Genomic DNA, 23,867 nt, shown 5'->3' with positions numbered 1-23,867 from the left:
CGGGGTCGGAGCCCTTTACTCGCCTTTGGGGGCACTTCTGTACCCGGCCGGTAAGGACTGCCCGCCGTCACTCCCCCGTCGCGCTCTCCGCCGCCGCCGGCACGTCGATCTCCCGCCAGAACCCCGCCCGAATGGCGTAGCGGTCGTGCTCGTCGATCTGGTCGTCCTTGTGGGCGAGCAGCCCGAACCGGGCGGCGTAGCGCAGCAGCTCTCCGTCGATGCGGTGCGGGATGCGCGGATACAGCTGCGAGAGCTTCTGCAACTGGCCCTGGTCGCCGAGCCGGGACATCCAGCGGCGGGCGAAGACCTGTCCCACCTCGTAGGGGTCACCGCCGACGGTGGTGATGTCCTCCTCGCGGTCGGCCCACCGCTGCTCCGCCGTGGTGAGCTGGGCGAGCGTCGGCATGGAGGCGACCTCGGGCGGTTCGGCGACCGCGCCCGGCCGGTCCACCCAGCCCTTGTCGGAGGACCAGCGCAGGGTCGCGGTCGCCGGCTGCGGGGCGGGCTGGGCGCCGGGGGCGCGCAGCGCGGCGAGGTCCTTGGGGGTGGGGACGCCCTTGTGGCCGCCGGCCCGCTCCTGGGTGCCGTTCTCCGTGACCGCCGCGGCCGGCTGGGGCGCGCCCTGGTCGGCGGGCCGCTCGGCCGCCGCCGCGAGCGCGGACTCGGGCAGCGGGGCGGAGAGGATCGCGGCGATCTCGGGGCGGGGCGCGGGCGGCGGGGCGCAGACGCCGGTCAGTTCCTTGGCGCGGACGGCCTGGGTGATCCAGGCACGGTCCAGCACGCGCCGCTCGTCGGCCTCGGCGACCAGGTCCTCGGACTGGTTGTAGTCGCCGTCGGCGGCCTGTACGGCCCACAGGTGGACGGCGACGCCGTGCTCCTTGGCGGCCATCATGCCGGGCAGCAGATCGCCGTCGCCGGTGACCAGGACGACGTCGGAGCAGGCCCGGTTGCGGGCCAGCTCGGTCAGCTCGGCGTGCATGGCGGCGTCCACGCCCTTCTGCGCCCAGCGTCCGTCGCTGCGGGTGAGGGCGCCGAGCCGGACGGTGACCCGGGGCATCACGCGCAGCCTGCGATGCTCCGGTTGGGGGACGCGGTCGGGGGCGCCGTCGAACCAGTAGATGCGCAGGAGCGGGCGCTCGGTCTCCGACTCGGCGCGTACCCGCAAGGCCTGGATCAGCGCGGTGTGGTCGACGGTGATCCGGGACCGCGAGGGCTCACCGGCGAGGAGGCTGGCGGCGGCTCCCAGCAGGTACCCGGCGTCCACCAGGACGATGCAGCGGTCCACGCGACTCACCCTCTTCCCGGGAGGTTTTGCTTCGGACTTCCTTCGAGTCTGCCCGACGGCGCGGGGGTTAACGGCCCGAACTCGATCTTCGGCGTGGCGTTTCGGGAACCCGCCGGCCCACCGGCCCTGTCACGCACGGTAATTATCCGACATGCGATTGATGTCAGCGTATGTGAATCTGGTCCCGGCCCTGGCCCCTAGATCCCCCACAGGAGGCAGATCACCATGGCCAAGAACAAGAACCGCAAGCAGGCCGGCCCGCAGAACCGCGCGTCGCACGCCGAGCAGAGCCAGGAGCACGCGCAGCGGCAGACGGAGGCACACGAGTCGCCGGTGTCGCACATCCAGGGCAGCCCCGCGGATGTCGCCGGCAAGAAACGGAAGAGCTTCGGCCACAACTAAAGGGCAGTTGAAGCCCAGGCACGCAGGAGGGGCGCACCCCTGACGGGTGCGCCCCTTCGCGTGTGTTCCCAGGCAGCGGGCTCAGCCTGCGAGGCAGGACGGGCCGAGCAGCACCTTCAAGTCGCCGAAGAGCGCGGGGTCGGGCTTGACCCGGTGCCGGTCCAGGCGCAGCACGGTGGTTTTGCGCGGGCCCTGGAGCCTGATGCGGACCTCGCTGTCGCCCTTGTGGTGGCTGAGGATCTCACCGAGGCGGCTGACCATGGGCGGGGTGACCCTGGTGGCCGGGATGGTGAGGATCACCGGCGCGTTGGTGCCCGCGTTGGACAGGTCCGGGACCATCAGCTCCATGGCGACGAGCCGGGGCACGTCCTCGCGCTTGTCGAGGCGCCCCTTGACGAACACCACGGCGTCCTCGACGAGTTGGGTCGAGATGAGCTGGTAGGTCGCCGGGAAGAACATGCACTCGATGGAGCCGGCGAGGTCCTCGACGGTGGCGATCGCCCAGGCGTTGCCCTGCTTGGTCATCTTGCGCTGCAGGCCCGAGATGATGCCGCCGATGGTGACGACCGCACCGTCGGCGTGTTCGCCTCCGGTGAGCTGGGAGATGCCCGCGTCGGCCTTGTCGGCGAGGACGTGTTCCAGGCCGAAGAGCGGGTGGTCGGAGACGTAGAGACCGAGCATCTCCCGTTCCTGGGCGAGCAGATAGGTCTTGTCCCACTCGTCGGTGGAGAACTCCACGTCGAGTCCGAAGCCGGGCTCGCTGCCGGTGTCCTCGCCCATGCCGCCGAAGAGGTCGAACTGCCCCTCGGCCTCCTTGCGTTTGACCGCGACCACGTTGTCGATCATCGGCTCGTACTGCGCCGTGAGCCCCTTGCGGGTGTGCCCCATGGTGTCGAAGGCGCCGGCCTTGATGAGCGATTCCGTGGTGCGCTTGTTGCAGACCACCGCGTCGACCTTGTCGAGGTAGTCGGGGAAGGAGGCGTACTTCCCCTTCGCCTTGCGGCACTTGATGATCGACTCGACCACGTTGGTGCCGACGTTGCGCACGGCGGAGAGCCCGAAGAGGATCACGTCGTCGCCCTGGGCGGCGAAGTTGGCCTCGGACTCGTTGACGTTCGGCGGGAGGACGCGGATGCCCATGCGGCGGCACTCGTTGAGGTAGACCGCCGACTTGTCCTTGTCGTCCTTGACGGAGGTCAGGAGCGCGGCCATGTACTCGGCCGGGTGGTTCGCCTTCAGGTACGCCGTCCAGTACGACACCAGGCCGTACGCGGCGGAGTGCGCCTTGTTGAAGGCGTAGCCGGCGAAGGGGACCAGCACGTCCCAGAGGGCCTGGATGGCTTCGTCGCTGTAGCCGTTCTTGCGGGCGCCGGCCTGGAAGATGGTGAAGTTCTTGGCCAGCTCGTCGGGCTTCTTCTTGCCCATGACGCGGCGGAGGATGTCGGCCTCGCCGAGCGAGTAGCCCGCGATGATCTGGGCGGCCTTCTGCACCTGCTCCTGGTAGACGATCAGGCCGTAGGTGACGGCCAGGACCTCCTCGAGGGGCTCCTCCAGCTCCTTGTGGATCGGAGTGATCTCCTGCTGCTTGTTCTTGCGCAGGGCGTAGTTCGTGTGGGAGTTCATGCCCATCGGGCCCGGGCGGTACAGGGCCGACACGGCGGAGATGTCTTCGAAGTTGTCCGGCTTCATCAGCCGCAGCAGGGAGCGCATGGGGCCGCCGTCGAACTGGAAGACGCCGAGGGTGTCGCCGCGCTGGAGCAGCTCGAAGGTCTTGGGGTCGTCCAGCGGCAGGGACAGCAGGTCGATGTCGAGGCCCTTGTTGGCCTTCACCATCTTGACCGCGTCGTCCATGATCGTGAGGTTGCGCAGGCCCAGGAAGTCCATCTTCAGCAGGCCGAGCGACTCACAGCTCGGGTAGTCCCACTGGGTGATGGTCACGCCGTCGGTGTGCCTGACCCAGACCGGGACGTGCTCGGTGATGGTCTCGCTGGACATGATCACGCCGGCGGCGTGCACGCCCATCTGCCTCACCAGGCCCTCCACACCGCGCGCGGTGTCGATGACCTTCTTCACGTCCGGCTCGTTCTCGTACATCGAGCGGACCTCGCCCGCCTCGCTGTAGCGCGGGTGGCTGGGGTCGGTGATGCCGGACAGCGGGATGCCCTTGCCGAGGACGTCGGCGGGCATGGCCTTGGTGATGCGGTCGCCCATCGCGTACGGGTAGCCCAGCACGCGCGCGGAGTCCTTGATCGCGTTCTTGGCCTTGATGGTGCCGTAGGTGCCGATCATGGCGACCTTGTCGGCGCCGTACTTCTCGGTCACGTACCGGATCACCTCGACGCGCCGGCGCTCGTCGAAGTCGATGTCGACATCGGGCATCGAGATGCGCTCGGGGTTGAGGAAGCGCTCGAAGATCAGGCCGTGCGGGATCGGGTCGAGGTCGGTGATGCCCATGGCGTAGGCGACGATCGAGCCGGCCGCGGAGCCCCGGCCGGGGCCGACGGCGATGCCGTTGTTCTTGGCCCACATGATGAAGTCGGCGACGACGAGGAAGTAGCCGGGGAAGCCCATCGAGATGATGACGTCCATCTCGTAGTCGGCCTGCTTCTGGCGGTCCTCGGGGATGCCGCCGGGGAAGCGGCGCTCCATGCCGCGGCGGACCTCCTCCTTGAACCAGGTGACCTCGGTGTAGCCCTCGGGGATGTCGAACTTGGGCATGAGGTCGCGCTTCTCGAACATGCCGGTGGTGTCCACCATCTCGGCCACGAGGAGGGTGTTGGCGCAACCCTGCTGCCAGGCGTCCGAGGAGTCGATGGCGTACATCTCGTCCGTGGACTTCAGGTAGTAGCCGGTGCCGTCGAACTTGAAGCGGTCCGGGTCGGAGAGGTTCTTGCCGGTCTGGATGCACAGCAGCGCGTCGTGGGCGCCCGCCTCGTGGGCGTAGGTGTAGTGCGAGTCGTTGGTGACCAGCGGGGGGATGCCGAGCTTCTTGCCGATCTCCAGCAGGCCGTCGCGGACCCGGCGCTCGATCTCGATGCCGTGGTCCATCAGCTCCAGGAAGTACCGGTCCTTGCCGAAGATGTCCTGGTAGTCGGCGGCGGCCTTCAGGGCCTCGTCGAAGTGGCCGAGACGCAGCCGGGTCTGCACCTCGCCCGAGGGGCAGCCGGTGGAGGCGACGATGCCCTCGGACCACTGGGCGATGGTCTCCTTGTCCATCCGGGGCCACTTCTGCAGCCAGCCCTCGGCGTAGGCGTCGGAGGAGAGGCGGAAGAGGTTGTGCAGGCCGGTCTTGTTCACGGCCCACATCGTCTTGTGAGTGTAACCACCGGAACCGGAGATGTCGTCCCGCTTCTGGTGCGGCTGGCCCCAGAGGATCTTGCGCTTGTTGCGCCGGGACTCGGGGGCGACATATGCCTCGATCCCGATGATCGGGGTGACTCCGGCTTTCTTCGCGGAATGGAAGAAGTCGTACGCCCCGTGGAGGTTGCCGTGGTCGGACATGGCGATGTGCGTCATGCCCATCTCGTTGCAGGCGTTGAACATGTCCTTGAGCCGCGCGGCACCGTCCAGCAGCGAGTACTGGGTGTGGACGTGCAGGTGCGTGAAGGGCGGCTTTGACACGGTATGGCCTCCGGCGGAAACACTGGGTGGCGGGCGGGCGGACAGTTCTGGGGTCAGCGTCGAAGTCTATGCCCCGGGACTGACACAGGAGGGGGATCCCTGCGTACCTTCGTGCGGGAACCGGGCACTCCCGCGTGGCGTCGCCCGTTGGAGACGGCGGAAGCGCTGTCGTACCCATTCATGCACATTCATGCACCGCACCAGGAGGCACCCAGCGATGTCGGTCCCCCAGCTCAGCGACGAGCAGCGCGGCGAGGAGATCCTCGCCGTCTTCGACACCGCCTTCGGCCGGCTCCTGGCCGCCGACCCGGCCGCGTTCCGGGTGAAGTTCCGGAAGATGGCGGCCTCGGCCTTCGCGTTCTACCGGGGCACGGCGTGCCTCTTCTACCACGACCTGGACGCTGAGAAGCGCGGTGGTCCGTTCCTGGACGACCGCACCTCGCGCGTGTGGATCCACGGCGACCTGCACGCGGAGAACTTCGGCACGTACATGGACTCCAACGGCCGCCTGGTCTTCAACGTCAACGACTTCGACGAGGCCTACGTCGGCCCGTTCACCTGGGACCTGAAGCGCTTCTCGGCGTCGATCGCCCTCATCGGGTACGCGAAGGCGCTCAGTGACGAGCAGATCACCGAGCTGGTGCGCGTCTACGCGGGCGCGTACCGCGAGCGCATCCACGCGCTGGCCACCGGCGCGAAGAGCGACGAGGTGCCGCCGTTCACCCTGGACACCGCCGAGGGCCCGCTGCTGGGCGCCCTGCGCGCGGCCCGCTCGCTCACCCGCTTCGAGCTGCTGGACTCGATGACCGAGATCCGGGACTTCGAGCGCCGCTTCGCGCCGGGCGGCGGCTCCATCGAGCTGGACGCGGCCACCCGCTACAAGGTCCTCGCGGCCTTCGACGGCTACCTGGAGACGCTGCCGGACTCCTCCCTGGCCCGCCCGGACTCCTACCGCGTGAAGGACGTCGTCGGCCGCCGGGGCATCGGCATCGGCTCGGCGGGCCTGCCGTCGTACAACATCCTCCTGGAGGGTCACAGCGACGCCCTGGAGAACGACGTCGTGATCTACATCAAGCAGGCCCAGACCCCGGCCGTCTCCCGGCACATCACGGATCCGGCCATCGCCGGCTACTTCCAGCACGAGGGCCACCGCACGGTGATCTCCCAGCGCGCCCTGCAGGCGCACGCCGACCCGTGGCTGGGCTGGACCGAGCTGGACGGGGCGGGCCAGCTGGTGGCCGAGGTCTCGCCGTACGCGGTCGACCTGGATTGGGGCGACATCGACGACCCGGAGGAGATCGCGCAGGTCGTCGCCGACCTGGGGCGGGCCACGGCGACGATGCACGCGGCGGCGGACGACACCTCCGGCGAGTCCCTGGTGCCGTTCTCCACCGAGCGCGCCATCGACGCGGCCGTCGCCGCCGACGAGGAGGGCTTCGCGCCGCTCCTGGTGGACTTCGCGCACGGCTACGGCGCACGCGCGCGTGCCGACCACCAGATCTTCGTCGACCTGTTCCGCAACGGCCGGATTCCGGGGCTGTGACTTCGCAGACTCACAGGCACCCTTTAGGGGTCCCTTAACCGCGTACGTGACACACTCTTCTCTCACCATGGACATATCCGGGACCCAGCTCAGAGCCGTGCGCGCGGCGCTGTTCACGGCTGTCGTCGTGACGCTCAGCACCGCGTCGCACGTGCTGCTGTCCAGGGCCCCGCTGCCGGTGGCGACCGTGCTCGCGGTCGCCGCCGCGGTGTTCGCCACCGCGTATGCGCCGGCGGGCCGCGAGCGCGGCTTCGGCCGGATCGCGGCCCTGCTGATCCCGCTGGAACTGGCCGCCGACACGGTGTTCACCACCGGACAGAACACCTGTTACGGCAGGGCCGGCGGCCCGGTCGCCGGACCGCTGCACACGTTCGGCTTCGACGTGCTGTGCCAGGGCGGCGCCGTCGGCTCCCCGCTGGCCCAGATGACCGGGGCCCACGGCCGCCCCGGAGCACTGCTCGCACACGCCAGTCCGGCGGCCGCCTGGCTGCTGCTCGCCGCCCACGTCGGCGTGGGCCTGCTCGCCGCCGCCTGGCTGCGCCGGGGCGAGCGGGCGCTGGAGCAGCTGCTGCGCGCGGTAGCCGCCACCACCTTCCGGCCGCTGCTGCTCGCGGCCGCCGCGGTCGCCGTCCGGCTGGCCCCGGCCCGCCGGCTGCCGCGCCCGGCCCCGCGCCGGGCCGCCGCCCGTGACCTGCTTCTCGTGCACTCCCTGGGACGGCGTGGACCGCCGTGCTCGCCCGCCCTCGCCGCCTGCTGAGCGGCGAGACCTGAGCACACCCAGTCCCCCACACGTATCCCGCGTACGGCATGTGCGCGTCCCACACGGAGATCACCAACATGAGCAAGCGGAACACCCAGTCGGCGAAGACGGCGGCCCGGGAGCGGCTGCGCGAGGAGCGCGAGCGGCAGGCCAAGCGCGACAAGGCCAAGCGGCAGGTCATCGTGGCCGCCTCGGTCGTGGCCGTGCTGGCCGCGGCCGGCGGCATCGGCTATGCCGTCGTCCAGGCGAACAAGCCCAGCTACTGGGAGGGCATGAAGACCGCCAGTGTCGTCGCGCCGGCCAACACCACCGGCAAGGACGGCACCACGGTCGTCATCGGCAAGGACAGCGCCAAGAAGACCCTCAAGATCTACGAGGACCCGCGCTGTCCCATATGCGCCCAGTTCGAGCAGAACGTCGGCGCGACCGTGAAGAAGGACATCGACGACGGCAAGTTCAAGTTCCAGTACGTGGGCGCCACCTTCATCGACCTGAAGGACAACGGCCAGGGTTCCAAGAACGCGCTGAGCGCCCTGGGCGCCGCGCTGAACGTCAGCCCCGAGGCGTTCCTCGAGTACAAGTCCGCGCTGTACTCGGCGAAGTGGCACCCGGACGAGACGGTCGACAAGTTCAAGGACGACAGCTACCTCATCCAGGTCGCGGACACCGTCCCGGCCCTGAAGAACAACGCCGCGTTCCAGAACGCGGTCAAGAAGGGCACCTACGACGCCTGGGCGATGCACATGTCGAAGACCTTCGACGACAACAAGGACGGCGTGACCGGCACCCCGGGCTTCGTCATGGACGGCAAGCAGCTCAACGGCGGCACCCCGCTGCTGACGGTGGCCGACTTCGACAAGGTCGTGGACGCGGCCCTCAAGGGCTGACGCCCCGGCGGAATACAACCTTCCCGTGAAGAGCGGGCGAACATTGAGAGTTCGCCCGCTCTTGTGTGCGTACTGATCAGTAACCTGATCGGTCGTGACCAGTCGTAAAAGATCACTTTCGGCCACTGAAGGCCGTGCCTCCCTCTCGCCCCGCCGCCGTACGGTCGTCAAGGCCGCGGCGGCGACCGCTGTCCTGGCCGGCCCGCTCGCCGCCTCGCTGCCGGCCCGCGCCGCCGGCCAGGCGCCCGCCTTCCTGCACGGTGTCGCCTCCGGTGACCCGCTGCCCGACGGCGTCCTGCTGTGGACCCGGGTGACCCCGGCCCCGGACGCGGTACCCGGCTCGGGCATCGGCCCGGACACCGAGGTGAGCTGGGTCGTCGCCAGGGACAAGGCGTTCACCAGCGTCGTCGCCAAGGGCTCCGTCACCGCGACCGCGGCCTCCGACCACACCGTGAAGGCCGACGTCCGCGGCCTGCAGCCGGCCACCGACTACTGGTTCCGGTTCTCGGCCGGCGGCACCGACTCCCCGGTGGCGCGCACCCGCACCGCGCCCGCGGCGGACGCGGCCGTGTCCTCCCTGCGCTTCGGCGTGGTCACCTGCGCCAACTGGGAGGCCGGTTACTTCGCCGCCTACCGTCACCTCGCGGCCCGCGGCGACCTGGACGCCTGGCTGCACCTCGGCGACTACATCTACGAGTACAAGTCCGGCGAGTACGCTGCGCGCGGCACCGTTGTCCGCCCGCACGCGCCGGCCAACGAGATCATCACGCTCGCCGACTACCGGATCCGGCACGGCAAGTACAAGACCGACCCGGACCTGCAGGCCCTGCACCTGAAGGCACCGGTCATCGCGATCTGGGACGACCACGAGTTCGCCGACAACGCCTGGTCGGGCGGCGCGGTCAACCACACCGAGGGCGCCGAGGGCACCTGGACCGCCCGCAAGGCGGCCGCCAAGCAGGCCTACTTCGAGTGGATGCCGGTCCGGCCCGCGATCGAGGGCACCACCTACCGGCGGCTGCGCTTCGGAAGGCTCGCCGATCTGTCCCTGCTGGACCTGCGTTCCTTCCGCTCCCAGCAGGCGTCCGCCGGCAGCGGCTCGGTGGACGACCCGAACCGCACCATCACCGGCCGGGCCCAGCTCGACTGGCTGAAGGCGGGCCTGAAGGCCTCCGACACCAAGTGGCGGCTGGTCGGCAACTCGGTGATGATCGCGCCGTTCGTCGTCGGCTCCCTCACCGCCGATCTGCTCAAGCCGCTCGCCAAGCTGCTCGACCTGCCGCAGGACGGCATCGGCGTCAACACCGACCAGTGGGACGGCTACACCCACGACCGCCGCGAACTCCTGGACCACCTGCGCTCGAACGCCATCGGCAACACCGTCTTCCTGACCGGTGACATCCACATGTCCTGGGCCAACGACGTGCCGGTGGACGCGGGCACCTACCCGCTGTCGCCGTCGGCGGCCACCGAGTTCGTGATCACCTCGGTGACCTCCGACAACCTCGACGACATCGTCAAGGTCCCCGAGGGCACGGTCTCCGCGGTCGCCGCGCCGCTCATCGAGGCCGCCAACCGGCACGTCCACTGGGTGGACACCGACCGGCACGGCTACGGCGTGCTCGACATCACCGACGCCCGTACGCAGATGGACTACTACGTCCTCTCCGACCGCACGGACGCGAGCGCCACCTCCAAGTGGGTGCGCTCCTACCGCACCCGCAGCGGCACGCAGAAGGTCGAGCGGACCTACGACCCGGTGTAGCCGTCCGTTCCCGCTGGTCCGGAGGTGACCAGGGCCTGTCGCTACGCCGCCCGCAGACCGTCGAGGAAGCCGAGCGCCACCCGCCAGGTGGCCTCGGCGGCCTCGGCGTCGTAGTCCGGCAGCCCGGGGTCGGTGTATAGGTGCCCGGCGCCGGCGTAGCGGTAGACCTCCACGTCGGCTCCGGCCCGGCCCATCTGCAGATACCAGGCGGTCAGCCAGTCGTCCGTCTCGAACGGGTCCGGCTCGGCCACATGCAGCTGCACCGGCAGTTCCTCCACGTGCGCCGTCGGCGCGATGTCCGACGTGCCGTGCAGAAGCAGCAGCCCGCGCGCCTTGTCGTCGCCGAGGGCGAGGGTCTGGGCGATCGAGGCGCCGAGCGAGAACCCGGCGTACACCAGCCCGCGGTCCGAGTACGGGGCCGCCGCCAGCACGGCCCGCTTCAGCAGCTCCTCCTTGCCGATCGACTCCTTGAACTCCATGCCCTCCTCGACGGTGTCGAACGTGCGCCCCTCGAAGAGGTCCGGCGTCCACACCTCGTGGCCGGCCGCGCGCAGCCGGTCCGCGGCCTCGCGCACCGCGGGCCTGAGGCCGTAGGTCGAGTGAAAAAGCATGATGTTCATGAGGCCATGGTGCCAGCCGGTGCGACACCGCCGGAGCCGCCGTACCCGGGAAACACCCGAACTCACATGTTCATGTCCGCGGGGCGCCGGTTAGGAGCGCAGGCATGGAGAATCTAGTCCGCCCTGTGATCGTGATCGGCGGCTCGGTGCTGCTCACGCTCGCCATCGGCTGGGCCACCGACCGGCTCCTGCGCAAGGCCGACGAAAGCGACCACGACTCGCCGCTGTGGGAGCTGCTGCGCCGCGGCCGCATCCCCTACCAACTCGTGCTCTGCGCCGCCCTGCTCCGCGGGTCGTACGACCAGGCGAAGCTGCTCGAGCGGCACCAGGTCGGCATCGGCCGCGCGCTGACGCTGGTGCTGATCGGCTCCGCCGCCTGGCTGGTGATCCGGATCGCCGCGGCGGTCGTCGAGACCACCTACAGCCGCTACGCCCGCGCGCACCGGGATCCGGCCCGGGTGCGCAGGGTGCGTACCCAGGTGGAGCTGATCATGCGGGTGGTGTCCGCGATCGTCATCGTCGTGGCGATCGCCGCCATGCTGCTGACGTTCCCGGCGATGCGCGCGGCCGGCGCCTCGCTGCTGGCCTCGGCCGGCCTCCTCGGCATCGTGGCCGGTGTCGCGGCCCAGTCGACCCTGTCCAACATGTTCGCCGGGCTGCAGATCGCCTTCGGCGACATGGTCCGCATCGGTGACACGGTCGTCGTGGACGGCGAGTGGGGCACGGTCGAGGAGATCACCCTGACCTTTCTGACGGTACGGACCTGGGACGAGCGGCGGATCACCATGCCGGTCTCGTACTTCACCTCCAAACCCTTCGAGAACTGGTCGCGGGGCACCCCGCAGATGACCGGGACCGTCTTCTGGCACCTCGACCACAGCGCGCCCATCGAGGAGATGCGCGAGAAGCTGCGCGACATCGTGCGCGAGAGCCCCGCCTGGGACGGCCGCGCCTACGGCCTCGTGATGACGGACAGCACCCCGAACACCGTCCAGGTGCGGGCCCTGATGACCGCGAAGGACGCCGACGACATCTGGACGATACGGGTCACGGTCCGCGAGCGGATGATCACCTGGCTGGCGGCGGAGCACCCCTACGCGCTGCCCCGCGTCAACACCGCCGAGGCGGTGCGGCCCCCCTCTGAGCCCGTCAGTGTCCGCGCTCCGAACCGCCGTTGACCTGGATGACCTGGGAGGTGACATGCCCGGCGCCGGGCGAGGCCAGCCAGTGCAGGGTCGCGGCCACGTCTCCCGGTATCCCGGCGCGGCCGGTCAGCGTGTCGGCGATGAGCCGTGCCCGCCGGGCCTCGTCCATGGTGTCCCCGAAGAACTCGGTGTCCTCGACGAACCCCGGGGCGACCACGTTCACGGTGATGCCGCGCGGTCCCAGCTGCCGGGCCAGGTCATGCGCGTAGGGATGCAGCCCGGCCTTGGCCGCCGCGTAGGCACCGCTGCCCGAACCCCGGTACGCGGCGATGGACGAGATGAAGAGCACCCGCCCGCCGGGCTCGGCGAGGCGGTCCTTCAGCGCCTCGGTGAGGAGGGCGGCCGTCAGCGCGTTCTGCCGGAAGTTGACGGTCCAGTCGTGGGCCACCCGGTCCAGGGGGTCGTCGCTGCCGGCCGGCGGCTCCAGTTGCCCGGCGCCGCCCGCGCCGTGCACGAGGACGTCGACCGTTCCCAGCTCATCGGCGACGAACCGGGCCACCCGCCGTACCTGATCGGGCTCGGACAGGTCTGCCGCACAGGTGAGCGCCCCGGGCACCGCGGCCTTCTCCAGCACCTCCGCACGCCGCCCCAGCAACAGCACCCGGTCGCCGTCCGCCGCGAACATCTGCGCCGCCGCCAGCCCGATGCCCGTACCGCCACCACTGATCACGATGTTGCGAGTCATGATCCGAGAGTAGGAGCGAACCGCCGACGATGCCGGGATTTGTCCACAGGTCCGGCATGTTTGTACGACTATTCGTGCGCAGCGACTGTCCACAACGGCCGTGCAGCCACGAGGATCACCGCGGACTGCAGGACGAACAGCAGAGCCGACTGACACACGGCCGGCGCTCCGGGGAGCGCCAGTCACACGGCAGGGCTCAAGCCTGCCAGCCGACCGGCGGCGACGCCCGCCGCCGAGGGGCGCGGCGCGACGGCCTACAGGGCGCGGCGCATCGCCCGGTGCGGTAGGCCGGCGTCCGGGAACTCCGGGCCGTACGCCGCATAGCCGAGCCGCTCGTAGAAGCCGAGCGCGTGGGTCTGTGCGTGCAGGTCCACCGCGGTGAGGCCACGCGCGCGTGCCGCGTCCTCGATGGCCCGCACGAGGGCCACGCCGACGCCGAGCCCGCGGGCCTCGCGGACGACGGCGAGCCGCCCCAGGGAGCCCACCGAGACGTCCGCACCGGTCTTCGCGGCCGCGGCCTCGCCGTGCAGCAGCCGCCCGGTGCCGAGCGGCACACCGTCCTCGCGGATCGCCAGCACGTGCACGGCGACCGCGTCGTAGGCGTCGTACTCGATGGTTTCGTCGACGCCCTGTTCGACGACGAAGACCTCCTTGCGCACCGCGAAGCAGGCCTCGCGGTCGGCGGCGTCCTCGGCGAGCCGGAGGGCGTACGGCGCGCTCACGCGTACGTCTCCTCGCGGACCTGGTCGAGGGCCTTCTGCAGGTCCTCGGGATAGGCGCTCTCGAACTCCGCCCACTGGCCGTCCCCGGGGTGCTCGAAGCCGAGGCGCACGGCGTGCAGCCACTGGCGGGTCAGGCGCAGCCGCTTGGCGAGGGTCGGGTCGGCGCCGTAGGTGAGGTCACCGACGCAGGGGTGGCGGTGGGCGGACATGTGGACGCGGATCTGGTGGGTGCGGCCGGTCTCCAGCTTCACGTCCAGCAGGGAGGCGGCGCGGAAGGCCTCGATGAGGTCGTAGTGCGTGACGGAGGGCTTGCCGTCGGCCGTGACCGCCCACTTGTAGTCGTGGTTCGGATGGCGGCCGATCGGCGCGTCGATCGTGCCGCTCGTCGGGTCCGGGTGGCCCTGGACCAGGGTGTGGTAGCGCTTGTCGACCGTGCGCTCCTTGAACTGGCGCTTGAGCGAGGTGTACGCCCGCTCCGACTTGGCGACCACCATCAGGCCGGAGGTGCCGACGTCCAGGCGGTGCACGATGCCCTGGCGCTCGGCTGCGCCGGAGGTGGAGATCCGGTATCCGGCGGCGGCGAGACCGCCGATGACGGTCGGGCCGCTCCAGCCCGGCGACGGATGCGCGGCCACACCGACCGGCTTGACGATCACGACCACGTCCTCGTCGTCGTGCACGATCTCCATGCCCTCGACCGGCTCGGCGACCACCTGCACCGGCGCGGGCGCCTGCGGCATCTCGACCTCGAGCCAGGCGCCGCCGCTCACCCGCTCGGACTTGCCGACCACCGTGCCGTCGACCTGCACCTTGCCGGCCGCGGCCAGCTCGGCCGCCTTCGTGCGGGAGAAGCCGAACATGCGGGAGATGGCGGCGTCGACGCGCTCGCCCTCCAGGCCGTCGGGCACGGGCAGGGTGCGGATCTCGGGAATCGTGCTCACCCGTCGAGTATGCCGGACGAGTGGAACCGGCCCGCACGAGCCTGTGGAAAACCGCCTGTGGACGACGCCGGCCTCAGTCCTTGTGGACGGTGCCGTCCGGGTCCAGCCCCCTAAAGGACAGCAGGACGATCAGGATGCCGCCGCACACGATGGCCGAGTCGGCCAGGTTGAACACCGCGAACCCCTTGGGCGCGATGAAGTCCACGACCTTGCCCTCGAAGACACCGGGCGACCGGAAGATCCGGTCGGTGAGGTTGCCGAGGGCGCCGCCTAGCAGCAGACCGAGCGCGATGGCCCAGGGGTAGCTGTAGAGCTTGCGGGCCAGGCGGATGATCACCAGGATCACGGCCGCGGCGATCAGGGTGAAGATGATCGTGAAGGCCGCCCCGAAGCCGAAGGCCGCGCCCGGGTTGCGGGTGGCGTTCAGCTCCAGCCAGTCCCCGACGAGCCTGATCGGCTCGTGGCCCTCCAGCTTGGCGACCACCAGCAGCTTGCTGACCAGATCGAGGGAGTACGCGAAGACGGCCACCGCGAACAGCAGGGCGATCCGGCGCCCGCGAGGGCCCCGGGCCTGGGCCGGGGACTGCTGCTCGCCCGCGCCGGACGCGGCGGCCGGGGTGGACGCGCCGGAACCGGCGGGCGCTCCGGCCGCCGCCCGCTCGCCGCCGTCGTCCGGGGTGTCCGGCGTACCGATGATGCGCTCCGCCTCTGCCACGTGAGTCCCTCAACCTAGGTGCCTGACTGAGGACGAGACTACGGCACGGTCACGCACATTCAGGAGCGGCGTTCCTGCTTCTGCTTGCACTCGACACACAGCGTGGCCCGGGGGAAGGCCTGCATCCGGGCCTTGCCGATGGGGTTGCCGCAGTTCTCGCACAGGCCGTAGGTGCCCGAGTCCAGCCGCTCCAGGGCGTGCTCGTTCTGGACCAGCATCTCGCGCGCGTTGGCGGCGAGCGCCAGCTCGTGCTCGCGCGTGATGTTCTTGGTACCGGTGTCGGCCTGGTCGTCTCCCGCGCCGTCCCCGGAGTCCCGCATCAGGCCCGCGAGGGACGCCTCGGAGGAGCTGATCTCGGCACGCAGCCGCTCCACCTCGGACAGCAGCTCGGCACGGGCCTCGGCGACCTCTTCCGGGGTCCAGGGGTCCTCGCCGGGGCGCACCGCCAGTTCGCCGGGCTCCGCCGCGGCGACCCGCGCCTTGGGAACGGCGGTGTCCGCCGTGGCCGTGCCAGGAGTCTTCTTCGCAACCACTGTCGTGGCTCCCGTCTGCTTCGCGGCCCGCGCCGCGCCCGCCTTCTTGGCCCTGCTCGTGCCGGCCGCCTCCGTGGAGACGGCCTCCTCGGCCGCCTTCCTGCCGCCGGCCTTCCTGGCCGACGCCTTCTTGACGGCCGACTCCCGCGCCGCTCCCTTCGCCGCCGGCTGCTTTCCGCCGGTCTTCTCGGCCACCGCCCGCTCCGGGGCCGCCTCGGCCACGTCACCGGCGCCCGCCTTTCCGGCCGACGCCTTCTTGGCGGCGGCTTTCCCGGGCGGCTTCTCCTTGGCGGCACGCTCCTCACCGGCCGCCTTCTTGGCCGCACCGGCCGTCTTCCTGGTGACGGCCTTCTTCGACGCGGTTTCTTCCTTCACCACCGCCTTCTTGGCAGCCGTCCCCTTGGCCGCGGACTTCTTGGCAGCCGCCTTCTCGGCGACCGTCCTCCTGGCAGCCGTCCTCCCGGCGGCCGGCTCCTTCCCGGCCGTCTTCGTGCCGGCGGGTTCCTTCGTGGCGAGCTCCTTCGCGGTCGGCTCTCTCATCGCCGTGTTCCTCGCGGCCGGCTCCGCGCCCCCTGTCCCGGCAGCCCTCCTGCCCACTCCCTTGGCCTCGCCGTCGGAGGCAGCCGCAGCTCCGGCGGCGGCCGCGCCCCCGCTCCGGCCGGTCGCCGGCTGCCGTACGGCGGTCCTTTTCGCCACCATGGCCGCGACCCCTTCACATATTGTGATGTTGCTCGCGAATCGTGCTGGGACGATAAATCGACTTGAGTCCCGCGGCAACGGGGCACACCGCCTGATTCGCCCGCCCGCACCCCCCGCGCAGCGGGCCTGCATCCGTTGTGCCCAGCTCCCCGCCGGGTAATCCGCCGGGCCCCGCCCGCACGGACCCCGGCGCCCGCCTGCTGGCCATTCGGGTCATCCCGGACCGTCACGCGGCCGGCGGGCGCACCGGACGCAGAACGGGCCGCACGGGAAACCGGTCGGCCGCTGTCCGCGCGGCGCCGTACACTGGGCGGAGCGAAAAGCGTGGATGGGGACGAGTAGCGGCGTACGCAGCCCAGAGCGACCCGGGGACGGTGTGAGCCCGGGGGCGAGCGCGACGTGAAGATCACCCCGGAGCCGCCGGAAGAAAGCCGCAGCCAGCAGGCCGGGGCGAGTAGAACCGGCTTCGCGACCCCAATGAGGGGGCTCACCGGCGCGTACGGCGCGGCGGAGGGCCAAGGAGGGTGGTACCGCGGGAGCGCGCCGCACACGGCGTAGGCAGGATCGAAGGCTCTCGTCCCTCCGACGGAAGGCAGCAAGTCCGTTGGAGGATGCTCGCAGATGACAGCGCCGACGTACCGCCAGGTGCCCGCACAGGTCGACCTGCCCGCTCTTGAGCACGCCGTGCTCGACTTCTGGCGCGAGCAGAAGATCTTCGCCAAGAGCCTGGAGCAGTCCGAGGGCCGCCCGGAATGGGTGTTCTACGAAGGCCCGCCCACCGCCAACGGCATGCCCGGCGCCCACCACATCGAGGCGCGCGTCTTCAAGGACGTCTTCCCGCGCTTCCGCACCATGCGCGGCTACCACGTGGCCCGCAAGGCCGGCTGGGACTGCCACGGCCTGCCCGTCGAGCTGGCCGTCGAGAAGGAGCTGGGCTTCTCCGGCAAGCAGGACATCGAGGCGTACGGCATCGCCGAGTTCAACGCCAAGTGCCGCGAGTCCGTGACCCGGCACACCGACGCCTTCGCCGAGCTGACGACCCGCATGGGCTACTGGGTCGACCTGGACGACGCCTACCGGACCATGGACCCCGAGTACGTGGAGTCGGTCTGGTGGTCGCTGAAGGAGATCTTCACCAAGGGCCTCCTCGTCCAGGACCACCGGGTCGCGCCCTGGTGCCCGCGCTGCGGTACCGGCCTGTCCGACCACGAGCTGGCACAGGGCTACGAGACGGTCGTGGACCCCTCCGTGTACGTCCGTTTCCCGCTCACCTCCGGTCCGCTCGCGGGCGAGGCCGCGCTCCTGGTGTGGACGACGACCCCCTGGACCCTGGTGTCCAACACGGCCGTGGCCGCGCACCCGGAGGTCACCTACCTCGTCGCGACCAACGGCGAGGAGAAGCTCGTCGTCGCCGAGCCGCTGCTCGCCAAGGCACTCGGCGAGGGCTGGGAGAGCACGGGCCAGACCTTCACCGGCGCCGAGATGGAGCGCTGGAACTACCAACGTCCCTTCGAGCTCGTGGAGTTCCCGAGCGTCAGCGAGGGAACCCATGGGCACGGTCCGGAGCCGGCCCACTACGTGGTGAACGCCGACTACGTGACGACCGAGGACGGTACGGGTCTGGTCCACCAGTCCCCCGCCTTCGGTGAGGACGACCTCAAGGTCTGCCGCGCGTACGGCCTGCCGGTCGTGAACCCGGTCCGCCCGGACGGCACCTTCGAGGAGGACGTCCCGCTGGTCGGCGGCGTCTTCTTCAAGAAGGCGGACGAAAAGCTCACCGAGGACCTCCAGCAGCGCGGCCTGCTCTTCAAGCACGTCGCGTACGAGCACAGCTACCCGCACTGCTGGCGCTGCCACACCGCGCTGCTCTACTACGCGCAGCCCTCCTGGTACATCCGCACGACGGCGATCAAGGACCGCCTCATCCAGGAGAACGAGAAGACCAACTGGTTCCCGGACACGGTCAAGCACGGCCGGTACGGCGACTGGCTGAACAACAACATCGACTGGGCGCTGTCCCGCAACCGCTACTGGGGCACCCCGCTGCCGATCTGGCGTTGTGAGGAAGGCCACCTCACCTGTGTCGGCTCCCGGACGGAGCTGACCGAGCTGACCGGCACCGACCAGTCCGGCCTCGATCCGCACCGGCCGTACATCGACGAGGTCGCCTTCGCGTGCCGTCACGACGGCTGCGGCAAGACCGCCACACGCGTGCCGGAGGTCATCGACGCCTGGTACGACTCGGGTTCGATGCCGTTCGCGCAGTGGGGCTACCCGTACAAGAACAAGGAGCTGTTCGAGAGCCGCTACCCGGCGCAGTTCATCTCCGAGGCGATCGACCAGACCCGCGGCTGGTTCTACACGCTGATGGCCGTCGGCACGCTGGTCTTCGACAAGTCGTCGTACGAGAACGTCGTCTGCCTGGGGCACATCCTCGCGGAGGACGGCCGCAAGATGTCCAAGCACCTGGGCAACATCCTGCAGCCGATCCCGCTCATGGACCAGCACGGCGCGGACGCGGTGCGCTGGTTCATGGCGGCCGGCGGCTCCCCGTGGGCGGCCCGCCGGGTCGGCCACGGCACCATCCAGGAGGTCGTCCGCAAGACCCTGCTGACGTACTGGAACACGGTGGCCTTCCAGGCGCTGTACGCCCGTACGTCGAACTGGGCGCCCAGCGCGGCCGACCCGGCCCCGGCCGAGCGCCCGGTGCTGGACCGCTGGCTGCTGTCCGAGCTGCACGCGCTCACCGACCAGGTGACCCAGGCGCTGGAGGCGTACGACACCCAGCGCGCCGGCAAGCTGCTGTCCGCGTTCGTCGACGACCTGTCCAACTGGTACGTCCGCCGCTCGCGCCGCCGCTTCTGGCAGGGCGACAAGGCCGCGCTGCGCACGCTGCACGAGGTGCTGGAGACGGTCACCAAGCTGATGGCGCCGATCACCCCGTTCATCACCGAGCGGGTGTGGCAGGACCTGATCGTGCCGGTGACCCCGGGCACACCGGAGTCCGTGCACCTGGCCCCCTGGCCGGAGGCGGACCTGTCCTCCATCGACCCGGAGCTGTCGAGGCAGATGGTCCTGGTCCGCCGACTGGTGGAGCTGGGCCGGGCCACGCGTGCGGAGTCGGGCGTCAAGACGCGCCAGCCGCTGTCCCGCGCGCTGATCGCGGCGACCGGCTTCGAGTCCCTGGATCCCGAGCTGCACACCCAGATCACCGAGGAGCTGAACGTCTCCTCGCTGGCGTCGCTGTCCGAGGTCGGCGGCAGCCTGGTGGACACCACCGCCAAGGCCAACTTCCGCGCGCTGGGCAAGCGGTTCGGCAAGCGGGTGCAGGACGTGGCCAAGGCGATCGCCGCCGCCGACGCGGCCGGGCTGTCCCTCGCGCTGCGTGAGGGCACGGCCTCGGTGGAGGTCGACGGCGAGACGGTGACCCTCGCTCCCGACGAGGTGATCATCACCGAGACCCCGCGCGAGGGCTGGTCGGTGGCCTCCGACTCCGGTGCCACGGTGGCGCTGGACCTGGAGATCACCGAGGAGCTTCGGCAGGCGGGCCTGGCCCGTGACGCGATCCGGCTGATCCAGGAGGCCCGCAAGAACAGCGGTCTGGACGTGGCCGACCGGATCGCTCTGCGCTGGGTGTCGACGGACCCCGCGGTGGTCGCTGCGCTGGCCGAGCACAGTGAGTTGATCGCCGACGAGGTTCTGGCCACCGACTTCCGGCAGGGTGAGGGCGACGACGGCTTCGGTGAGCCGTTCACCGACGAGGGGCTGTCTCTCACGTTCCGGCTGCGGAAGGCGTAAGCGCCCAGTGGTGTGAGGAAGGGCCCGGTCTCCAGTGCGGAGGCCGGGCCCTTCCTCATGGGTTCAGGTGGGGGCCAACGCCCTCGCCCGTGCAGAGCAGGACCCGGCGCCCCCCCACAGGAGCCGCTGCAGCAGCGGCTCCTGTGGGGGGCGCCAGGTCCTGGGCGTCCTGCCGGTGCGCGGTCCGCATCGAGGCCGTCCGCAGCACGGGCGCCGGGTGCCGGCCGACGTAAGCACGGGCGCCGGGTGCCGGCCGACGTACACGCCGCCCGCCTCGTCGGCTCCGGGATCGACGGTCACCTCGACGCCGCCGCTCACCGCCGCGTCCATGCGCTCCGCCTCCACCGGCAGCCCCGCCGCCGCGAGCTGCGTCCGCACCTCGCCCGCCCACACGTGCCGGCGGTGCAGCGTCTCGGCGTCCGCGCGCTCGAAGCCGTAGTACGTCTGCTCCTCCATGGCCCGGCACGCTACAACCCGCCGCTGACACCTCCGTCAACCCGCGTGAACAGGGCGGGCCCCCGGGACCGAAGTCCCGGGGGCCCGCCCTGTTGAGCGCTGCCGACGCCGTTGTCGTACTAGTGCCCGGTGCTCAGTTGTCGTCCTCGTCGATCAGGAACCCGCGCATCGGCGAGGGTGCCTGACCCATCGGGGACGGGCCCTGCGGGCGGACCGGGGCCATCGGCTGGGTCATGGCCGGGGTCATCTGCTGCTGGCCGCCGTACGACGGGGCGGACGGACCGGGGTTGCCGCCCATCGTCTGGTTGCCGCCGTAGGACGGGGCGCTCGCGCCGGCCGGGGCCATGGAGGGCGCCGGGGACGGCGGCAGGGACGCGGTGGCGGGGGTGCGCGGCGGGGCCAGGGAGTCGTCGGCCTGGGTCTCCAGCTGGCGCAGCTGGGACTCGAGGTACGACTTCAGGCGCGTGCGGTACTCGCGCTCGAAGCCGCGCAGGTCCTCGACCTTGCGCTCCAGCGTGGCGCGGGCGGACTCCAGGGAGCCCATCGCGACGCGGTGCTTCTCCTGCGCGTCCCGCTCCAGGGCGTCGGCCTTGGCTCGGGCGTCACGCTCCAGACCCTCGGCGCGGCTGCGGGCCTCGCCGACGATCTTGTTGGCCTCGGAGCGGGCCTCGGCGATCGCCTGGTCGGCGGTCTGCTGGGCCAGCGAGAGGACTCGGGCGGCGCTGTCGCCGCCGGGGCCCTGACCGGGGCCGCCCATCGGACCGCCCATGGGGCCGCCCATCGGGCCACCCATCTGCTGCATGGGCGGCTGGCCGCCCATCGGGCCCTGACCCATCGGACCCTGACCCATCGGGCCCTGGCCCATCGGGCCCTGGCCCATCGGGCCCTGGCCCATCGGACCCTGACCCATCGGACCCTGACCCATCGGACCGGGACCCTGCGGGCCGCCCTGGCCGCCGGGACCGGCGGGCAGCTGCGGGGCGCCGCTCGGCAGCTGGGGCGGGCCACCCATGGGGCCGCCCATCTGCTGCTGCGGCGGGCCCGATATGCCGGCGGGCACCGGCGCGCCGGGACCTCGCATGCCCTGCTGCTGCGGGTGCGGCTGCTGGTCCTGCTCCGGCGGGCCCTTGCGCATGTTCTGCTGGTTCTGCGCGGCCGCACGGGTCGCCGCGGCCAGCTTGGCGCGCAGGTCCTCGTTCTCGCGGAGCAGACGGGTCAGTTCGGCTTCGACCTCGTCGAGGAAGGCATCGACCTCGTCCTCGTCATAGCCTTCTCGGAGGCGGACGGTCGTGAACTGCTTGTTCCGCACGTCCTCGGGGGTCAACGGCATCTCTTCACCTCAACGTAGTCATCGGCAGTCGGCAAGACCGTATCGTCCACCCTCATCACATGAAGCTCCCCGTGATGGAGAGGAGGATGTAGACGATGATCATCAGTACGAAGAAGGACAGGTCGAGCGCCACGCCCCCGAGACGCAGCGGCGGGATGAACCGCCGCAGAAGCTTCAGCGGTGGATCGGTGACAGTGTAGGTGGCCTCCAGTACGACCACCATCGCCTTGCCGGGTTGCCACGAGCGGGCGAACTGGAACACGTAATCCATGACCAGCCGGAAGATGAGCACGACGAGGAACACCAGCAGCGCGGTGTGGACCACCGTGACGAACACGCTCATGGCCTGCGCTTCCCTCTCCCCTGTTCCGTGCTCTTCCGAGCCTCGATCCGGTTGTTGCGTCTCAGCTCTGGTTGAAGAACCCGCCCTCTGCGATGCGGGCCTTGTCCTCCGCCGTGACATCGACGTTAGCAGGAGACAACAGGAACACCTTCTGCGTCACCCGCTCGATGCTGCCGTGAAGACCAAACACCAAACCGGCCGCAAAGTCGACAAGTCGCTTTGCGTCTGTGTCATCCATCTCAGTCAGATTCATGATCACCGGGGTGCCCTCACGGAAGTGTTCCCCGATGGTACGGGCCTCGTTGTAGGTCCGGGGGTGAAGCGTGGTGATCCGGTAAGGCTCTCGCTCGGACACAACCTTGGGCATGATCACCGGTGCGTTCTTCTCGAGGGACTGACGTTCTTGTGTGATGGATGCCACGGGCGCGATCCGCGCCGGACGTCCGGATTCCGCGGCGAGCGCAGCCGAACGGACCACCGGCTCGCGCGGCGCGGGCGGTTGCACGATTCGCACCTCTTCGTCCCTTTGGGACTGATGTGCGCTGTGCGACTGGTGTGAAGATTCGTGCCTTCGGTGATCCCGCTCGGGTTCCGGGTCCAACTCGGGCTCGAAGTCGTCGTCGGGGTCGAATCCGCGGCCGTCGTACCCATCGTCCTCCACGAGGCCGAGGTAGACCGCCATCTTGCGCATCGCGCCGGCCATGCTCTGAGTCCTCCGCTCTGTGGTGGATCGGCTGACGACTGCCAAGTGCCCGCGATCCACGAGGTCGTTGCGCCCGCTTTGAACAGGCATTGACCATATTTTCTGCTGTGGTCCGACTTCTTGGCGACGTTACCCGAGCCTAGGGCGGACTCCGAGTACCGCAGTGCCGACGCGCACATGTGTCGCCCCGGCGGCCACGGCCTGTTCGAGGTCCGCACTCATCCCTGCTGACACCATGGTTGCAGCCGGATGGGCTCGGCGCAGGTCAGTCGACAAATCCATGAGCCGTTCAAACGCCGCCTGTTCGCGTCCCGCGTACTCCCCGGTGAGCGGAGCGACGGTCATCAGCCCGTCGAGCCGCAGTCCCGGAGCCTCGCCGATGAGGTCGGCCAACTCTTCGATTCCGCCCGGGCCCACGCCTCCGCGCTCGCCCCGGCCGCTCTCCCCCGCGTCCAGGGCCACCTGGACGAGGCAGCCCACCTCGCGCCCCGCCCGCACGGCCTCCTTCGACAGAGCCGTGACGAGCCTGGGGCGATCCACGGACTGCACGACATCCGCGTAACCGACCACGGAACGGACCTTGTTGGTCTGCAACTGACCGACAAAGTGCCATTTGAGCGGCAGATCCGCACATGCCGCAGCCTTCGGTGCCGCGTCCTGGTCACGGTTCTCGGCGACATGGCGCACACCGAGTTCCGACAGGATCCGCACATCGCTCGCCGGGTAGGTCTTGGTGACCACGATCAGGGTCACCTCCTCCCGCTTGCGCCCTGCCGCCACACACGCGGCGGTGATGCGCTCCTCCACTTTCGCCAGGTTTCCGGCGAGTTCGGTCTTACGGTCCGTCATGCCCC

At 70.3% G+C, this 23,867-nt stretch carries 20 protein-coding genes; 7 read left to right on the top strand and 13 right to left on the bottom strand.

What is annotated here, in order from left to right:
• Window positions 1-67 precede the first annotated feature (67 nt).
• Window positions 68-1,285 carry an NYN domain-containing protein gene (locus tag ACWDEN_RS13795; protein WP_351616717.1) on the bottom strand — a complete coding sequence of 406 codons (1,218 nt, stop codon included), beginning with the start codon at window positions 1,283-1,285 and terminating at the stop codon, window positions 68-70.
• Window positions 1,286-1,510: 225 nt separating this feature from the next.
• On the opposite strand from ACWDEN_RS13795, the gene ACWDEN_RS13790 reads away from it, so the two are divergent.
• Window positions 1,511-1,687 (top strand): hypothetical protein, encoded by a 177-nt coding sequence (locus tag ACWDEN_RS13790; protein ID WP_228622693.1) that lies wholly within the window; start codon window positions 1,511-1,513, stop codon window positions 1,685-1,687.
• A gap of 81 nt (window positions 1,688-1,768) precedes the next feature.
• On the opposite strand, the gene dnaE is transcribed toward ACWDEN_RS13790, so the two are convergent.
• Window positions 1,769-5,308 carry a DNA polymerase III subunit alpha gene (gene dnaE, locus ACWDEN_RS13785; RefSeq protein ID WP_450859005.1) on the bottom strand — a complete coding sequence of 1,180 codons (3,540 nt, stop codon included), beginning with the start codon at window positions 5,306-5,308 and terminating at the stop codon, window positions 1,769-1,771.
• Between the two features lie 217 nt (window positions 5,309-5,525).
• On the opposite strand from dnaE, the gene ACWDEN_RS13780 reads away from it, so the two are divergent.
• From ACWDEN_RS13780 to ACWDEN_RS13765, 4 genes are all read left to right on the top strand, one after another.
• The gene (locus tag ACWDEN_RS13780) at window positions 5,526-6,851 is read left to right on the top strand and encodes a DUF2252 domain-containing protein (RefSeq protein ID WP_450859003.1); all 1,326 of its coding nucleotides are present in this window, start codon (window positions 5,526-5,528) and stop codon (window positions 6,849-6,851) included.
• 67 nt (window positions 6,852-6,918) lie between these two features.
• Complete coding sequence (locus ACWDEN_RS13775) at window positions 6,919-7,608, top strand: hypothetical protein (protein WP_351616710.1); 690 nt, start codon at window positions 6,919-6,921, stop codon at window positions 7,606-7,608.
• 80 nt (window positions 7,609-7,688) lie between these two features.
• Window positions 7,689-8,498 carry a thioredoxin domain-containing protein gene (locus ACWDEN_RS13770; RefSeq protein WP_351616707.1) on the top strand — a complete coding sequence of 270 codons (810 nt, stop codon included), beginning with the start codon at window positions 7,689-7,691 and terminating at the stop codon, window positions 8,496-8,498.
• A 94-nt stretch (window positions 8,499-8,592) separates the two neighbouring features.
• Window positions 8,593-10,263 (top strand): alkaline phosphatase D family protein, encoded by a 1,671-nt coding sequence (locus tag ACWDEN_RS13765; protein ID WP_351616705.1) that lies wholly within the window; start codon window positions 8,593-8,595, stop codon window positions 10,261-10,263.
• A gap of 41 nt (window positions 10,264-10,304) precedes the next feature.
• Here ACWDEN_RS13765 and ACWDEN_RS13760 read toward each other — a convergent pair whose 3' ends face one another.
• Window positions 10,305-10,883 (bottom strand): dienelactone hydrolase family protein, encoded by a 579-nt coding sequence (locus tag ACWDEN_RS13760; protein WP_450859000.1) that lies wholly within the window; start codon window positions 10,881-10,883, stop codon window positions 10,305-10,307.
• Between the two features lie 104 nt (window positions 10,884-10,987).
• Here ACWDEN_RS13760 and ACWDEN_RS13755 point away from each other — a divergent pair, with 104 nt between their 5' ends.
• Complete coding sequence (locus tag ACWDEN_RS13755; protein ID WP_351616699.1) at window positions 10,988-12,061, top strand: mechanosensitive ion channel family protein; 1,074 nt, start codon at window positions 10,988-10,990, stop codon at window positions 12,059-12,061.
• Here the strand turns inward: ACWDEN_RS13755 and ACWDEN_RS13750 are convergent.
• From ACWDEN_RS13750 to ACWDEN_RS13730, 5 genes are all read right to left on the bottom strand, one after another.
• A complete protein-coding gene (locus tag ACWDEN_RS13750; RefSeq protein WP_351616697.1) occupies window positions 12,033-12,773 on the bottom strand; it encodes an SDR family NAD(P)-dependent oxidoreductase in 741 nt (246 codons plus the stop codon). The genes ACWDEN_RS13755 and ACWDEN_RS13750 overlap by 29 nt on opposite strands.
• 254 nt (window positions 12,774-13,027) lie before the next feature.
• Window positions 13,028-13,495: a GNAT family N-acetyltransferase gene (locus tag ACWDEN_RS13745; protein WP_351616694.1), complete on the bottom strand. Its 468-nt coding sequence runs from the start codon at window positions 13,493-13,495 to the stop codon at window positions 13,028-13,030.
• On the bottom strand, window positions 13,492-14,436 hold the full coding sequence (locus tag ACWDEN_RS13740; RefSeq protein ID WP_351616691.1) for an RluA family pseudouridine synthase: 945 nt from the start codon (window positions 14,434-14,436) through the stop codon (window positions 13,492-13,494). The genes ACWDEN_RS13745 and ACWDEN_RS13740 overlap by 4 nt, the downstream gene beginning before the upstream one ends.
• A gap of 73 nt (window positions 14,437-14,509) precedes the next feature.
• On the bottom strand, window positions 14,510-15,151 hold the full coding sequence (gene lspA, locus ACWDEN_RS13735) for a signal peptidase II (RefSeq protein WP_351616688.1): 642 nt from the start codon (window positions 15,149-15,151) through the stop codon (window positions 14,510-14,512).
• A gap of 59 nt (window positions 15,152-15,210) precedes the next feature.
• On the bottom strand, window positions 15,211-16,383 hold the full coding sequence (locus tag ACWDEN_RS13730) for a TraR/DksA C4-type zinc finger protein (RefSeq protein WP_450858996.1): 1,173 nt from the start codon (window positions 16,381-16,383) through the stop codon (window positions 15,211-15,213).
• Between the two features lie 621 nt (window positions 16,384-17,004).
• Here ACWDEN_RS13730 and ileS point away from each other — a divergent pair.
• Window positions 17,005-20,181: an isoleucine--tRNA ligase gene (ileS, locus tag ACWDEN_RS13725; RefSeq protein WP_450858994.1), complete on the top strand. Its 3,177-nt coding sequence runs from the start codon at window positions 17,005-17,007 to the stop codon at window positions 20,179-20,181.
• Window positions 20,182-20,244: 63 nt separating this feature from the next.
• Here the strand turns inward: ileS and ACWDEN_RS13720 are convergent, their stop codons facing one another.
• The 5 genes from ACWDEN_RS13720 to ACWDEN_RS13700 form a co-directional block, all read right to left on the bottom strand.
• Window positions 20,245-20,637, bottom strand: a complete 393-nt coding sequence (locus ACWDEN_RS13720; protein WP_450858992.1) for a hypothetical protein — start codon at window positions 20,635-20,637, stop codon at window positions 20,245-20,247.
• Window positions 20,638-20,770: 133 nt separating this feature from the next.
• Window positions 20,771-21,967 (bottom strand): DivIVA domain-containing protein, encoded by a 1,197-nt coding sequence (locus ACWDEN_RS13715; protein ID WP_351609849.1) that lies wholly within the window; start codon window positions 21,965-21,967, stop codon window positions 20,771-20,773.
• A 55-nt stretch (window positions 21,968-22,022) separates the two neighbouring features.
• Window positions 22,023-22,310 carry a YggT family protein gene (locus ACWDEN_RS13710; protein WP_076090190.1) on the bottom strand — a complete coding sequence of 96 codons (288 nt, stop codon included), beginning with the start codon at window positions 22,308-22,310 and terminating at the stop codon, window positions 22,023-22,025.
• Window positions 22,311-22,371: 61 nt separating this feature from the next.
• On the bottom strand, window positions 22,372-23,013 hold the full coding sequence (locus ACWDEN_RS13705; RefSeq protein WP_351609851.1) for a cell division protein SepF: 642 nt from the start codon (window positions 23,011-23,013) through the stop codon (window positions 22,372-22,374).
• A 129-nt stretch (window positions 23,014-23,142) separates the two neighbouring features.
• Window positions 23,143-23,862, bottom strand: a complete 720-nt coding sequence (locus ACWDEN_RS13700; protein WP_351609854.1) for a YggS family pyridoxal phosphate-dependent enzyme — start codon at window positions 23,860-23,862, stop codon at window positions 23,143-23,145.
• Window positions 23,863-23,867 lie beyond the last annotated feature (5 nt).

The sequence above is a fragment of the Streptomyces sp. NPDC001153 genome (genome assembly GCF_053598315.1).
This window is presented reverse-complemented; position numbering and strand designations above follow the sequence as displayed.

Bases quoted from the DNA above. Each gene is read 5' to 3' on its own strand.
- ACWDEN_RS13790 (WP_228622693.1), top strand. From the start codon at position 1,511: ATGGCCAAGAACAAGAACCGCAAGCAGGCCGGCCCGCAGAACCGCGCG.
- ACWDEN_RS13780 (WP_450859003.1), top strand. From the start codon at position 5,526: ATGTCGGTCCCCCAGCTCAGCGACGAGCAGCGCGGCGAGGAGATCCTC.
- ACWDEN_RS13775 (WP_351616710.1), top strand. From the start codon at position 6,919: ATGGACATATCCGGGACCCAGCTCAGAGCCGTGCGCGCGGCGCTGTTC.
- ACWDEN_RS13770 (WP_351616707.1), top strand. From the start codon at position 7,689: ATGAGCAAGCGGAACACCCAGTCGGCGAAGACGGCGGCCCGGGAGCGG.
- ACWDEN_RS13760 (WP_450859000.1), bottom strand. From the start codon at position 10,883: ATGAACATCATGCTTTTTCACTCGACCTACGGCCTCAGGCCCGCGGTG.
- ACWDEN_RS13755 (WP_351616699.1), top strand. From the start codon at position 10,988: ATGGAGAATCTAGTCCGCCCTGTGATCGTGATCGGCGGCTCGGTGCTG.
- ACWDEN_RS13750 (WP_351616697.1), bottom strand. From the start codon at position 12,773: ATGACTCGCAACATCGTGATCAGTGGTGGCGGTACGGGCATCGGGCTG.
- ACWDEN_RS13730 (WP_450858996.1), bottom strand. From the start codon at position 16,383: ATGGTGGCGAAAAGGACCGCCGTACGGCAGCCGGCGACCGGCCGGAGC.
- ileS (WP_450858994.1), top strand. From the start codon at position 17,005: ATGACAGCGCCGACGTACCGCCAGGTGCCCGCACAGGTCGACCTGCCC.
- ACWDEN_RS13720 (WP_450858992.1), bottom strand. From the start codon at position 20,637: ATGGAGGAGCAGACGTACTACGGCTTCGAGCGCGCGGACGCCGAGACG.
- ACWDEN_RS13715 (WP_351609849.1), bottom strand. From the start codon at position 21,967: ATGCCGTTGACCCCCGAGGACGTGCGGAACAAGCAGTTCACGACCGTC.
- ACWDEN_RS13710 (WP_076090190.1), bottom strand. From the start codon at position 22,310: ATGAGCGTGTTCGTCACGGTGGTCCACACCGCGCTGCTGGTGTTCCTC.
- ACWDEN_RS13705 (WP_351609851.1), bottom strand. From the start codon at position 23,013: ATGGCCGGCGCGATGCGCAAGATGGCGGTCTACCTCGGCCTCGTGGAG.
- ACWDEN_RS13700 (WP_351609854.1), bottom strand. From the start codon at position 23,862: ATGACGGACCGTAAGACCGAACTCGCCGGAAACCTGGCGAAAGTGGAG.